The sequence below is a fragment of the Frankia torreyi genome (assembly GCF_000948395.1).
Classification (GTDB): Bacteria; Actinomycetota; Actinomycetes; order Frankiales; family Frankiaceae; genus Frankia; species Frankia torreyi.
This window is the reverse complement of the sequence record NZ_JYFN01000038.1, coordinates 28545-41896: the sequence shown is the minus strand read 5'-3', so window position 1 is coordinate 41896 and position 13352 is coordinate 28545. Positions and strand designations below refer to the sequence as shown.

The 13352-nt window shown below is 72.2% G+C and carries 11 protein-coding genes; 9 read left to right on the top strand and 2 right to left on the bottom strand.

Annotated features, from left to right (window positions below):
* The first annotated feature begins 68 nt into the window (after window positions 1-68).
* The 5 genes from FF36_RS21040 to FF36_RS21020 are packed head-to-tail and all read left to right on the top strand — an operon-like array spanning window position 69 to window position 4169.
* A complete protein-coding gene (locus tag FF36_RS21040) occupies window positions 69-1484 on the top strand; it encodes a sensor histidine kinase (RefSeq protein ID WP_044886851.1) in 1416 nt (471 codons plus the stop codon).
* 8 nt (window positions 1485-1492) lie between these two features.
* Window positions 1493-1930: a roadblock/LC7 domain-containing protein gene (locus tag FF36_RS21035; protein ID WP_044886850.1), complete on the top strand. Its 438-nt coding sequence runs from the start codon at window positions 1493-1495 to the stop codon at window positions 1928-1930.
* Window positions 1927-2298 carry a DUF742 domain-containing protein gene (locus tag FF36_RS21030; RefSeq protein ID WP_044886849.1) on the top strand — a complete coding sequence of 124 codons (372 nt, stop codon included), beginning with the start codon at window positions 1927-1929 and terminating at the stop codon, window positions 2296-2298. The genes FF36_RS21035 and FF36_RS21030 overlap by 4 nt, the downstream gene beginning before the upstream one ends.
* A 47-nt stretch (window positions 2299-2345) precedes the next feature.
* Window positions 2346-2885: a GTP-binding protein gene (locus tag FF36_RS21025; protein WP_044886848.1), complete on the top strand. Its 540-nt coding sequence runs from the start codon at window positions 2346-2348 to the stop codon at window positions 2883-2885.
* 57 nt (window positions 2886-2942) lie between these two features.
* A complete protein-coding gene (locus tag FF36_RS21020) occupies window positions 2943-4169 on the top strand; it encodes a styrene monooxygenase/indole monooxygenase family protein (protein ID WP_044886847.1) in 1227 nt (408 codons plus the stop codon).
* Here the strand turns inward: FF36_RS21020 and FF36_RS21015 are convergent.
* A complete protein-coding gene (locus FF36_RS21015; RefSeq protein WP_044886846.1) occupies window positions 4151-5506 on the bottom strand; it encodes a cation:proton antiporter in 1356 nt (451 codons plus the stop codon). The genes FF36_RS21020 and FF36_RS21015 overlap by 19 nt on opposite strands.
* Window positions 5507-6254: 748 nt before the next feature.
* Between FF36_RS21015 and FF36_RS21010 the strand changes: the two genes are divergently transcribed.
* The 3 genes from FF36_RS21010 to FF36_RS21000 all read left to right on the top strand — a co-directional run bounded on the left by FF36_RS21010 (window position 6255) and on the right by FF36_RS21000 (window position 10438).
* Complete coding sequence (locus FF36_RS21010; protein WP_044886845.1) at window positions 6255-7124, top strand: HalD/BesD family halogenase; 870 nt, start codon at window positions 6255-6257, stop codon at window positions 7122-7124.
* Window positions 7125-7200: 76 nt separating this feature from the next.
* Window positions 7201-8214 carry a class I SAM-dependent methyltransferase gene (locus tag FF36_RS21005; RefSeq protein WP_063870478.1) on the top strand — a complete coding sequence of 338 codons (1014 nt, stop codon included), beginning with the start codon at window positions 7201-7203 and terminating at the stop codon, window positions 8212-8214.
* 373 nt (window positions 8215-8587) lie between these two features.
* Window positions 8588-10438, top strand: coding sequence for a choline/carnitine O-acyltransferase (locus tag FF36_RS21000; RefSeq protein ID WP_044886844.1), 1851 nt, complete (start codon window positions 8588-8590; stop codon window positions 10436-10438).
* A 97-nt stretch (window positions 10439-10535) separates the two neighbouring features.
* Here the strand turns inward: FF36_RS21000 and FF36_RS20995 are convergent, their stop codons facing one another.
* A complete protein-coding gene (locus FF36_RS20995; RefSeq protein ID WP_044886843.1) occupies window positions 10536-11186 on the bottom strand; it encodes a DUF2461 domain-containing protein in 651 nt (216 codons plus the stop codon).
* A 299-nt stretch (window positions 11187-11485) separates the two neighbouring features.
* Between FF36_RS20995 and FF36_RS20990 the strand changes: the two genes are divergently transcribed.
* Entirely contained in the window at window positions 11486-13273 is a 1788-nt protein-coding gene (locus FF36_RS20990) for a thiamine pyrophosphate-requiring protein (RefSeq protein WP_044886879.1), read from the top strand.
* Window positions 13274-13352 lie beyond the last annotated feature (79 nt).

Sequence of the window (13352 nt, the reverse complement as noted above, 5' to 3'; positions counted from 1 at the left end):
TGCATACCAGCCTGACGGGGGTGCCGGAGGCGGGAGGGACCCGCACGAGAGAGAGCAGTAAGGACGGGATGACGACACGAGCCCGAGAACTGTTCCAACGATCGCGCGCACTGCTCGGAAACTCCCGCGAGGTCGCCGCGCAGCTCCTCGCTTCGCCCGGGGCGCACTCCCGCCCGGCGGTCCCGCCCGCCGCGGCGCCGACGAGACCCGCGCCGGGCTCCACAGCCATGCCGGCGCCGACCACCGCCCAGCCGGCGGCCACCGCCCTTCCCGCGAACACCGCCCTTCCCGCGAACACCGCCCTACCCGCGGGAACCGCCCTCCCTGCGGACGGCGACCCGGCCGCGGCCATGACCGCGGCCGCGGCGCAGGCGCTGTCGGCGATCTGCGCCGACGTCGCGCTGCGCGACCTGAACCTGGTGGACTCCCTGCTCTCCCAGCTCGAGGAGATGGAGGCCCGTGAGGAGGACGCCGAGCGGCTCGACGAGCTCTACCAGCTCGACCACCTCGCCGCCAGGCTGCGCCGTAACGCCGAGAACCTACGCATCCTCGCCGGGCGGGACGCCAGCGAGACGGCGTCGGACACCGCGGCGATGGTCGACGTGATCCGCGCGGCCATGTCCTCCATCGACCACTACTCCCGCATCGCCATCGGCCGGGTCGTCCCGCTCGGTGTGGTCGGATTCGCCGCCGAGGACGTCGGCCGGCTGCTGGCAGAACTGCTCGACAATGCCACCAAGTCGTCTCCGCCAAGCGCGCCGGTGCGCGTCGGCGTGCACCTGACCGAGCAGGGCAGCGCGCTGCTACGGGTCGAGGACGAGGGCATCGGCCTGCCCCCGGAGCGGATGCGCCGGCTCAACGAGCGGCTGCGCGCCGGCCCGACCCTCGACGACGACGCCGTGCGGCACATGGGGTTGGCCGTGGTCGGTCGGATCGCGGCCCGGCACGAGATGCGCACCTGGCTCGACCGCCGCCACCCGCACGGGACGACCGCCTCGGTGCTGCTGCCCGCAGCGCTGATCTGCGAGCTGCCCGAGGCGAGCTGGTCGGGCGCCCAGACCGTCACCGTCGCGCCCGCCGTCTCCGCCGTGCGTACCGTCGGGTCCGCGGCGCACGTGGCGACGGCCGCCGGGCTGCCCGGACGCCGGTCCGCGCACCTGGCCCGACCGCGCCCGACCGCGCCGGCGGCCCACTCCGCGCGGCCGACCGCCTCTCCGGCGCTGCGGCCCGTGCCGAACCCGCCAGCGAGCCGGCCAGCGAACCCGGCCGCCGGCCCGGCCGCCGTCGAGACCACTGCCAGCGGCCTGCCCCGCCGGGTGTCACGCAGTCTGAAGAACGGCACCGGCCCGCTCGCGGCCCCGCCGCCGGCGGCCCCGCCCGCGGCAGGGGCGGCCCAGGTGGCGGACCACGAGCGGCTGCTCGCCGACCTCGGTGCGTTCACCGAGGGGGAACGCACCGCCCGTGACGAGCAGCGAGGGGCCTGAGAGAAGCCGTGACGGATACGACCAACCGCCAGGGACACGACGACTTCACCTGGCTCATCAACGACTTCGTCGCCAGAGTGCACGGGGTTTCCCACGCCCTGATCCTGTCGTCCGACGGGCTGTCGCTCACCTCCTCGGACACGGTCGGCACCGTCGAGGGTGAGCAGCTCGCCGCGATCGCCAGCGGGATGCTGAGCCTCGCCCGCAACAGCGCCGCGCTGTTCGACAAGGGGACCTGCGAGCAGATCATTGTCCGGATGTCGTCGGGATACCTGCTGTTCATGGGCATCGACGCGGGCGCGGGCCTCGCGGTGCTCACCGACGCTGACTGCGACATGAAGGTCGTGGCCTACGAGATGACCCAGTTCGTGCTGCACGCCGGCCACGCGCTGACCCCGCAGACCCGCGCGGACCTGCGCCGCGTCCTCGCCGGCCGGCAACTGTGACGCCGGAACCGCGGGCGCGGACGCGGACGCGCAGCCGGCGCATCCGCCCGTACGCCCTCACCGGGGGACGCACCAGAACCCGCCACCACCTGCTGGTGGAGACGCTGGTCTCGGTCCCCCGCTACGACCCGGCACTGAGCGAGTCACTGATGCCCGAGTCGAAGGCGCTCTACGAGCGGGCCCGCGCGCAGTTGTCGATCGCCGAGCTGTCGGCGATCCTGTCGATCCCTCTCGGGGTCGTCCGCGTGCTCATCAGCGATCTTGCCGCCCAGGGCGCGGTGTTCATCCATCCGACGGCGCACGCCTACTCCCACGACCGCGGTGTGCTGGAGCGGATCCTCAGCGGGCTGCGGGAGCTGCCGGTCTGAGCGGGCACGCACCGGGACAGGTCGCCGGCGCCGACCCGGACCAGTTGATGATCTCGGCGAAGATCGTGATCGCCGGCGGGTTCGGCGTCGGCAAGACGACGCTGGTCGGCTCGGTGTCGGAGGTGCCGCCGATCAACACCGAGGCGTGGATGACCGAGGCCAGCGAGGGCGTCGACGACCTGCCCCCGCACGGCGAGAAGACCACCACGACGGTCGCCATGGACTTCGGCCGGATCTCGCTGGACTCCGACCTGGTGCTCTACCTGTTCGGCACGCCAGGCCAGGCGCGGTTCTGGTTCCTGTGGGACGACCTGTCCCGCGGCGCCCTGGGCGCGATCGTCCTCGCCGACACCCGCCGGCTCGACCAGTCCTTCGCCGCGGTCAACTACTTCGAGCATGACTCGACGGTGCCCTTCCTCGTCGCGGTGAACCTGTTCGACGGCCGGCTGTGGCACGACCTCGACGAGGTGCGGGACGCCCTCGCGTTGCGACCGAGCATTCCGCTGATCACCTGTGACGCGCGGGACCCGGCGTCGACCGCCGAGGCCCTGCGGGCGCTGGTCCGCTACGCCATGTCCCTGGCCTGACCCACCGTCCCTGGCCTGACCCACCGTCCCTGGCCTGACCCCGAGGAGGACGCACCCATGCGCAAGATCCTGATCGTCGGCGCCGGCCAGTCGGGCCTGCAGCTCGCCCTCACTCTGCGGGAGCACGACTACGACGTCACGATGATGTCGGCGCGCACCCCCGAGGAGATCCGCACCGGCCGGGTGATGTCCACCCAGGCCATGTTCCACACGGCGCTGCAGCACGAGCGCGACCACGGGCTGAACCTGTGGGAGGCCGACGCGGTCGGGATCGAGGGGCTGGGCGTGTCGCTGGCCGCGCCGGACGGCACCCGGGCGCTGGACTGGTTCGGCCGGCTCGATCATCCCGCCCAGTCCATCGACCAGCGGGTGAAGATGGCCGGCTGGTCGGAGCTGCTCGAGGAACGCGGCGGCAAACTCATCATCTCCGGGGTCACCACCTCCGACCTGAACCACCTCGCCGAGCTGTACGACCTCGTCATCGTGGCGGCGGGCAAGGGCGAGCTGGTCGGTCTGTTCGACCGGGACGCCGCCCGCTCGCCGTACACCGCGCCGCAGCGGGTGCTGTCGCTGGCATACGTGCACGGGCTCGCGCCGCGCCCCGAGCACCCCGACGCCCCCGGCGTCCGCTTCAACATCGCCCCCGGGGTCGGGGAACTGTTCGTCATCCCGGCGTACACACTCAGCGGGAACTGCGACATCCTGTTCTTCGAGGGAATCCCCGGCGGCCCGCTGGACTGCTGGGACGACCACCCCGAGCCCGCCGAACACCTGCGCCGCATCCTCGAGCTGACCCGGACGTACGTGCCGTGGGAGCACGAGCGCTGCACCGACGTGGAGCTCACCGACACCCATGCCACGCTCGCCGGCGGCTACACCCCCGTTGTGCGCCGGCCGGTCGGCGAGCTGCCGTCGGGCCGGGCGGTGCTGGGGATGGCCGACGTCGTCGTCGCCAACGACCCGATCACCGGGCAGGGCGCGAACAACGCCGCGAAGTGTGCCGCCTCCTACCTCGACAGCATCCTCGCCCACGGCGACAGGCCGTTCGACCGCGCCTGGATGCAGGGCGCCTTCGACCGGTACTGGGACTACGCCCAGCACGTCACCACCTGGACCAACGCGCTGCTCGCCCCGCCGCCGGAGCACGTCCAGCAGATCCTCGGCGCGGCGGGGACGCACGACGCCGTCGCCCGCCGCTTCGTCAACGGCTTCGACGATCCCAGCGACTTCCAGCACTGGTTCCTCGACCCGGCGAAGACCGCCACCTACCTCGCCGGCTTCTGAGACAGCCGGCTCGCCTCGCTGGTCGGCGTTGGCGCGGTGGCGTCGAGGGGTGACCGGGAGGCCGGGATGGGAGTCACCGGCGGCACGGGAATGCCCAGGCGGTCGAGCAGCGGGCTGGTGGCCGCGGTGGTGAGCAGCGCCATCACGACCAGCGCCGTGAAGGTCGTCCGGTCGAGCACGCCCATGTCCAGGCCGATCTGAGCCACGACGATCTCGGTGAGCCCACGGGTGTTCATCAGCACGGCGAAGGTCGTCGCCCCTCGGCGGCCCAGCCCGGCCAGTGCGGCGGCACCGCCCGCCCCGATGATCTTGGCCGCGAATGCCACCGCCACGATCAGCAGGATCTCCAGCAGGCCGCGCCCGTCCACGGCGCCGAGATCCACCGACAGGCCGGCTGCGACGAAGAAGACCGGCAGCAGGATCGCCCCGAACCGCTCGATGTTCACACCCAGGTCCGGCGCGAGCCGGCCGAGGCTCGACCGGGGCAGCGCGGCGCCGAACGCGAACGCCCCGAACACCGGGTGCAGCCCGATCTCGGCGGTCGCCCACGAGCAGATCAGCAGGCCGACGACGGCGAAGGTGAGCAGGGCCGGGCCGACGCTGCGCGGATCCGCCCGCGCCGCCGCCCGCTGCGCCAGCACCCGGGCCAGCGGCGCCACGACGACCGCCAGCACGGCGACGAGGCCGGCGAGCTCGCCGACCATGCGCAGGAATCCCCACGGGCCGCTCGCATTCACCACGGCGACGACCACCGCGAGTGTGCACCAGCCGACGGCATCCCCGATGACCGCACAGGTCAGCGCCATTCTCCCGACGACGTCGCCGGCCATACGCCGCTCGGTGAGAATGCGGGCGAGTACCGGCAACGCGGTGATGGACATGGCGGTGCCAAGAAACAGCGCGAACGGCAGGAGGCCGACCGCCTTTCCCTCGACGCTCCGATGCCACGGATGCAGGATGGCGGCAGCGCCGATACCGCTGCCGAACGGCACCAGGATCGACGCGGCCGTCAGGGCGGCCGTCAGCCCTCCCCTACGGCGGACGTCACCGAGGTCGTGGTCGTAGCCGACGACGAACATGAACAGCACCAGGCCGAGCTGGGACAGGATGTTCAGGTACGGCCGGATGTCCGGGGGGAACAGCGTCCTCGGCAGATCTCCCGGCAGCAGGCCGAGCAGGCTCGGGCCGAGCGCGAGGCCCGCGAGGATCTCGCCGATCACCACGGGCTGTCGGCATCGGCGGGCCACCTGCGCGAACAGCGCGCTGAGGGCGATGATGAGCGCCGCGTCGGCGAAGACAACGGCGACGACATGGTCCGCGTGCGGGGCTGAGGCCACTGCGGGCGTCCTCTCGATTCTCCCCCGGCCGCGATTCCCCACGGCCGTCACCGGAAGCGGAATCGGAATCGGGCTGGCACAGATGGTATTCAGATTCGCTCGCCGATTCGCCTGTTCGGAGAATCTCGATCGCCGCCCGCGGCACTCTCCGGGCACCGTGCGGGGAGCCGCGCCGCTGCGGGCCGGGCCGGCCGGACGTGACCCGGACGACGGGCCAGGAGACGACGGACCAGGCCGCGCGGAACGCCGGGGATCGGATTGTCAGCCCGCGCTCGCCCCCACGGACCCGCGGCTCCTGCGCTCGCGCAGGCTACGCGGGCGCAGGGTCGGTCCGGAGGTCGACGTAACGCCAGGCGATCGGCCGGGCGCGCGGCCGGGCGCGCGGCCGGGCGCGCGGCCGGGTGCGCGGCCGGGTGCGCGGCGATCCGCCGCACCTGGTGGCACGTTCGGGTAGGTGAACCCGGTCCACACGGGCGGGCGCGGTATGGCCCACCGTCCGCCGCCGACCGTAAAGGTGCAGGTCACCTGCCTTTGCGGTCCTGGCGGCTACGGTCGATCGAGCCTGGCCCTAGCAGCCGGACAACGGCACACGCCAACAGTTCCGGCCGGCCAAACCACCGATCGTGTCGCATCTCACACTAACCTTCACCATCGTGACTTCCGGGTCAACATGGGGTAATTCCCGTTCCGGTCACGGAAGGTTCACGTTGCCGGGAACAGCCGTGAACGGGTGGTGGAGAGGAGTGTCATGAGTGCGGCGGACGCTCGATCAATCAGCGAGTTGGTCGACACGACGAGTTATCCCCTCGCCGACCCGGCCAACCCGCTGTGGTGGACCGCCGTCTCCCGCGCGCGGCACGATCTGCGCACAGACGGTTGTTGCGTGCTACCTGGATTCATTCATCCCACCGTGTTTCCCGCCCTGGCCCGAGAATGCGCCACCGTGGCCCCGCTGGCCTACGACGAGATCGAGACCGTCAACGCCTACAACATTGCGATCGACTCCGCGCTGCCGGCCGACCACCCCGGCCGGATCGCCATGCGCCGGGGTAACGCCTTCGTCGCCCGGGACCAGATTCCCACCGACTTCGCCATCCACTGGCTCTACCGCAGCGAGCCGTTCCAGCGCTTCGTCGCGGCCTGCTTCGGGCTGGTGCAGGTGCATGAACTCGCCGATCCGCTGGCCGGGCTCTGCCTGAACGTGATCACCCCGGGGCTGGAACACCCCTGGCACTTCGACACCAACGAGTTCGCGGTCAGCATGCTGACCCAGGAGCCGGAGTTCGGCGGCGAGTTCGAGTACTGCCCGAACATCCGCACGGCGCAGGCGGAGAACTTTCCCGCCGTCCGAGCCGTGCTGGCCGGCGAGGGCGCTCACCTCGTCCGGCGCCTGGTCCTTCGCCCCGGCGACCTGCAGCTCTTCCTCGGACGTTATTCCATGCACCGGGTCAGCCCCGTCCAGGGCGAAATCGCCCGACATTCGGCGATCTTCGCGTACACCGAGCGGCCGGGAGTGGTCGGCAGCGTCGCCCGCACCCGCCAGCTTTTCGGTCGCGTCCTGCCCGGCCACCTGGCCGCGGAGGCGAGCGCCGTGCGCGTCGACGCACTGCTGGACTGAACCCGCCCTCGTCGAGCCCCCGCGAGCCCCCGCCGGTCCCGACAGCCGCACCGCCGTTCGAGGAGGAGCGTCCCGCGTGCATTCCGACGCCGACCCCACCGACGCCGACCCCACCGACGCCAACACCACCGACGCCCATCCCGTCGACGCCCAACCCATCGACGTCGGTGCCGATCCGGCCGGCCAGTTCGACGACGGCCTGCGGTTCGACGACGGCCTGCAATTCGACGACACCGGCAAGGTCGCCCTCGACCACATCTACACGCAACCCGACCCGCAGGCCTACTTCAGCACCCTGCGGACGCTCGGCTACCACATCCCCCAGCTCGCCAAGCCGTTCTTCAGCCGGCTCATCGACGAGTGCCGGGCACAGCGTCGGCTCCCCCCGACCGTGCTGGACATCGGCTGCTCCTACGGGATCAACGCCGCACTGCTGCGCTGCGACCTGACGATGGACGACCTGTTCGAGCGTTACGGCGGCCAGCCCAGTCCGGGTCGGGATGCCCTGCTGGACCGCGACCGCGACCTCGTCCGCGCCCACCGCCGGCCGAGCGGGACTCGCTTCGTCGGTCTGGACACCTCCGCGCCGGCGATCTCCTACGCGCTGGCCGCGGGTTTCCTCGACGAGGCCGTCTGCGCCGACCTGGAGCAGCGGGACCCCACCGAGGCCGAACGCGCCCGCCTCGACGGCGCCGACCTCGTCATCTCCACGGGCTGTATCGGTTATGTCAGCGAACGGACGCTCGCCCGGGTGGCCCGCGCGGCCGGCGACCGGCGACCCTGGATGGCCCACTTCGTGCTGCGGATGTTCCCCTTCGCGCCGTTCACCGAGACGCTCGACGAGCTCGGCTACGAGACCGTCCATGTCGACGGGGTGTTCCCGCAGCGGCGCTTCGCCTCCGCCCAGGAGCAGGAGCAGGTCCTCGACACGCTGGCCTCGGTGGGCGTGGACCCCCGCGGGCTGGAGACCGAGGGCTGGCTCTACGCCCAGTTGCATGTCTCCAGACCGCGCAGCGCCGCTGGCCGCGGGGCGAATCGGCCCGTCTTCGGCCAGCAGCCCGCCGGCACCCTGACCGGGCGGCGAACCTGACAACCGTGACGGCGAACCTGACAACCGTGACGGCAGACCTGACAACCGTGGCGGCGGACGCGAGGACTGTGGCGGCGGACCCGAGCGCCGTGGTGAGCCAGTCGGTACCACCCAGGGGTGGCGACGACCCGCACGATCCGGTCGTCTCATGGGACCCTCGAGCTCCGGCGGACCCGGCGACGCCGGACCCGACACAACCCGATCAGCGCCCCCGGCGGCGCGCTCGGACCAGGCCGGGACTCCGCGCCCAGTCGAGACACCGAGACCAGCCCCACCGCCGCGACCAGCCCCACCGCCACAGCCAGCCCCACCGCCACGACCAGCCGAGTCCCTGAGACCAGCCGAGCCCCCCTGAGACAAGCCGAGGCCCAGGATGAACGCGACCCCATCCGACCAGCGCACCACCGGAACCTTCGCCTACGACGACCTGCTGCCCCGGGTGCCGCTGCCCACGCTCGCGGCGAGCTGCGAGCGTTTCCTCGAGTGGTCCGCCCCCCTGCTCACCCCGGCCGAGCGCGCGACGACCGCGGCGGCCGTGACCGCCTTCCAGGGCTCCGATGGCCCCGGTCCGGTCCTGCACGCCGCGCTGGAGCGCTACGAGGCGACCGAGGGCGTGCAGAGCTGGCTGGACGACTTCTGGGACTCCCGTTACCTCGGCCGGCGGGACCGCATCGCGCTCAACGCCAACTACATCTTCCTGTTCACCGACGACGACGCCGCCGGCGCGGCGGAGCAGCCGCAGGTCGAGCGGGCCGCGGGCCTGATCGCGGCGGCCGTCGACTACAAGCTGCGCCTCGACGACGAGCGGATCGAACCGGTCCGGCAACGCGGTCAGGTGCTGTCGATGGCCCAGAACACCTACCTGTTCTCCACCACCCGGATCCCCGGCGCCGTGCAGGACACCGTGCGCACCCCGTACAGCGACGCCTGGCCCGGCCCCTCCCCCGCGCGCCACATCGTGGTCCTCCACCGGGGGAACATCGTCCGCCTCGACGTGGTCGGCCCGGACGGGCACCCGTACACGCTCGACGACCTCGCCGCGGGCCTCACCGCCGTGCTCAAGGCGGCGCCGACGCGGGTACCGGCCGACGCCGCGGTCGGCCAGCTCACCACGAAGGCGCGCGCCGCCTGGGCGCAGAGCCGGGAGCGGCTGTCCGCCCTCGACCCAGCCAACGCCGCCGCGCTTGACACCATCGAGACCGCGTTGTTCTGCCTCTGCCTGGAGGAGGCCACGCCGGCCGACAACCTCGCCGCCTGCGACCAGCTCCTGCACGGCGACGCCGGCAACCGCTGGTTCGACAAGGCCGTCTCGCTGATCGTGTTCCCGGACGGCCGGGCGGGCATCAACGTGGAGCACTGCGGCCTGGACGGCACGACGATCCTCAGCTTCGTCGACGACCTGCTGTCCACCTCACCGCAGGAGCACTCGGCGAGCTCCGGTGCCCAGCCGCAGGGCCTGCCCGCCGTCGAGCCCGTCGGGTTCGTCCTCGACGCCGACCTGCGTGCGGACATCGCCGACGCCGGCGCGTCGTTCACGGACTTCGCCGCGGCGACCGCCTCGACCGTGCTGTCCTTCGACGACTTCGGCCAGAACCGGGCCAAGGCGCTGCGGACCTCGCCGGATGCCTTCGTCCAGCTCGCCTACCAGCTCGCGCACGTCCGGGCCAAGGGGCATGTGGGCGCCACCTACGAGTCGATCGCGACGCGGCAGTGGCGGCGCGGACGCACCGAGGCGATGCGGGTCGTCACCCCGCAGATCCATCAGTTCGTCGCGGCGATGCAGGACCCGGCCGCCGACCCGGCGGCGAAGCGGGCCGCGTTCCGTGCCGCCGCCGACGCGCACGTGCGCCGCGCGAAGGACTGCCAGGCCGGGCGCGCGCCCGAGCAGCATCTGTGGGAGCTGCAGTTCATCGCCCGCCGCCGCGGCGCCGAACTCGGGGTGAGCGAGCCGATCGCGCTCTACGACACCCCAGGTTGGTTGAAGACGCGTGACGACTTCCTGAGCACCAGCTCGGCGCCGTCGGTCAACGTCGAGTTCTTCGGCTTCGGCTCGACGAGCAGCCAGTGCATCGGCGTCGCCTACGTGCTGCTGCCGGACCGGTTCAACCTCTACCTGAGCACCCCACGCGCGGTCGCCGACGGCCTGCACGCCTTCGCCGAGCAGCTCACGATCGCCCTGCGCGAGCTGCAGGACCTCCTCGCCGACGAGCCGCCCGCGCAGTGACGCCGCCCGCGCAATAGATCCTCCCGCCCGGCCCGGCCCCGCCTCGGTTGCCGGGCCGGGCGGGACCCCCGCGGAACGCGCGGGCTCGACCCTTCCGTCAGCGGCGGCGGTCCTGGGGGAGGCGGGTGGGGCCGACGTGGCGGTCGAGCCAGTCGCGCAGGACGCGCATGTCACGCCAGGCGGCGGCGACGCGGTCGACGCATTCGGGCTCGGCGAGCCAGGGCGGCTCGCCGAACTCGCGGTGGACGGTGAGCGTGCGGTGCCGCAGCAGCTCGATGCGCGGATGGTCGGCGTCGTAGCCGCGCGGACGGGTCTTCAGTCGGGTGCCGGAGATCTCGTAACCGTCCTTACGCAGGCCCGCGACGACGGCTTCGAGCTTCGGGCCGGTGACGTCGTCGGCGACCGCGGCCCGTAGCCGCTCCACCTGGTCCGGCGCGGTCTGCCAGTAGCCGGTGGCGACCATCAGCCCGGCCGCGGACACCTGGACGTAGCCGCCGTGCTCGTTGTGGGCGCCGATCACCGTCTTGTACGGCGACTTGTCCTTCGAGAAACGGACGTCGCGGTTCGGCCGGAACAGGTGCGGCTCGCCGAACTCCGGTTCCAGGGCGTCGAGCAGGGCGACCATCGGGCCGCGCACGGCCTTGGCGTACATCTCGCGATGGTCCGTCCAGTACGCCTTGCTGTTGTCGGCCTCCAGCCCGTCGTAGAAGACCAGGGCTTCCGGCGGAAAACCGGTGAACTCCGACATCGGTACTCCTCACGTCGACGGACAGGACGGACCGCTCCAGCCGCGCGACGGCCGTTCGCGCTCGGGCCGCAGCCTATGACCGGGCACCGACAGAACCGGCCGGAACCCCACGGCCGCGTCATCCACGCCGCTTTCGGTCGGGCGGGAGCGCCGCCGGTTTTGGACGTCGGGCGCGGGTAGGGGACCCGACATACCGGCGTTGGCAGCGGCGGGCGTTGGCACCGGCGGGCGTTGGCACCGGCGGGCGCGGACAGCGGCCGGCGTGGGCAATGGCGACGCGCGACGAGAGGAACGGCTTCATGAGCCAGACCGTGGGCGACTTCATCCTGGCCCGGCTGCGCGACTGGGGCGTCGAGCACGTGTTCGGCTATCCCGGCGACGGCATCAACGGGCTGCTCGCCGCCTGGGGGCGGGCCGAGAACCGACCGCGGTTCATCCAGGCCCGGCACGAGGAGATGGCCGCGTTCTCGGCGGTGGGGTACGCGAAGTTCTCCGGGAAGGTCGGGGTCTGCGCGGCGACCTCCGGGCCGGGCGCGATCCACCTGCTCAACGGGCTGTACGACGCCAAGCTCGACCACGTCCCGGTGGTCGCGATCGTCGGCCAGACCAACCGCAGCGCGATGGGCGGCTCCTACCAGCAGGAGGTCGACCTGCTCAGCCTGTTCAAGGACGTGGCCAGCGAGTACGTGCAGGTCGTCAACGTCCCCGAGCAGCTCCCCAACGTCCTGGACCGGGCCCTGCGGGTCGCCCTCGCCGAGCGGGCCCCGACCTGCGTCATCCTGCCCGCGGACGTGCAGGAGCTCGACTACTCCCCGCCGACGCACGCGTTCAAGATGGTGCCGTCCAGCCTCGGGGTGCGCTGGCCGGCGGTGTCCCCCGACGACGCCGGCGTGCGGGCCGCCGCGGAGCTGCTCAACGCCGGGAAGAAGGTGGCGATCCTCGCCGGCCAGGGAGCCCGCGGCGCCCGGGCGGAGCTGATCGAGGTCGCCGACCGGCTCGGCGCCGGCGTCGCGAAGGCGCTGCTCGGCAAGGACGTGCTGCCCGACGATCTGCCCTTCGTCACCGGCGCCATCGGCCTGCTGGGCACCCGGCCGAGCTACGAGCTCATGCGGGACTGCGACACGCTACTCACGATCGGTTCAAGCTTCCCCTACACCCAGTTCCTGCCCGATCTGCACCAGGCCCGCGGCGTGCAGATCGACCTCGACGCCCGCTACATCGGGATGCGCTACCCGTACGAGATCAACCTGGTCGGGGATGCGGCGGCGACCCTGCGGGCGCTGCTGCCCCTGCTCGACCGCAAGGAGGACCGCTCCTGGCGGGAGACGATCGAGGGCAACGTCGCCCGCTGGTGGGAGACCGTCGAGCGGGAGGCGCACGTCGAGGGCAAGCCGATCAACCCGATGCGGCTGTTCTGGGAGGCCTCCGCCCGGCTGCCCGACAACACCATCCTGGCCGCCGACTCCGGCTCGGCGGCGAACTGGTACGCCCGCGACCTGCGCCTGCGCGGGGACATGCGCGGCTCGCTGTCGGGGACGCTCGCGACGATGGGCCCCGCCGTGCCGTACGGGATCGGCGCGAAGTACGCCCACCCGGACCGGCCGGTCGTCGTGTTCGAGGGCGACGGCGCCATGCAGATGAACGGCCTGGCCGAGCTGCTCACCATCGCCCGCTACTGGCACGAGTGGTCCGACCCGCGGTTCGTCATCGCCGTGCTGCACAACAACGACCTCAACCAGGTCACCTGGGAGATGCGGGCGATGCAGGGCGCGCCGAAGTTCACCGAGTCGCAGACGCTGCCCGAGGTCTCCTACGCCGACTTCGCCCGCGCGGTCGGCCTCGGCGGAATAGCCGTCGACGAGCCCGGCCAGCTCGGCCCCGCCTGGGACCGGGCACTCGCCGCCGACCGCCCGACCGTCCTCGACGTCCGCACCGACCCGGACTTCCCCCCGATCCCGCCGCACACCACCTTCGAGCAGGCCAAGGACGCCGCCGAGGCCCTGCTCAAGGGCGACGAGAACCGCTGGGGCATCATCTCCGCCGGCCTGCGCACCAAGGTTCAGGAACTCCTCCCCCACCGCGCCTGACGCACCAGAACTTCCGTCCGGCACCCGGCCTGGCCTCCATTGCGGGTCCAGGTGAATCGAGAAGGACCGGGCGGCCGAT

Excerpts from the sequence above, each read along its gene's own strand:
- FF36_RS21040 (WP_044886851.1), top strand. The coding sequence starts at position 69 with ATGACGACACGAGCCCGAGAACTGTTCCAACGATCGCGCGCACTGCTC.
- FF36_RS21025 (WP_044886848.1), top strand. The coding sequence starts at position 2,346 with ATGATCTCGGCGAAGATCGTGATCGCCGGCGGGTTCGGCGTCGGCAAG.
- FF36_RS21020 (WP_044886847.1), top strand. The coding sequence starts at position 2,943 with ATGCGCAAGATCCTGATCGTCGGCGCCGGCCAGTCGGGCCTGCAGCTC.
- FF36_RS21010 (WP_044886845.1), top strand. The coding sequence starts at position 6,255 with ATGAGTGCGGCGGACGCTCGATCAATCAGCGAGTTGGTCGACACGACG.
- FF36_RS21000 (WP_044886844.1), top strand. The coding sequence starts at position 8,588 with ATGAACGCGACCCCATCCGACCAGCGCACCACCGGAACCTTCGCCTAC.
- FF36_RS20995 (WP_044886843.1), bottom strand. The coding sequence starts at position 11,186 with ATGTCGGAGTTCACCGGTTTTCCGCCGGAAGCCCTGGTCTTCTACGAC.
- FF36_RS20990 (WP_044886879.1), top strand. The coding sequence starts at position 11,486 with ATGAGCCAGACCGTGGGCGACTTCATCCTGGCCCGGCTGCGCGACTGG.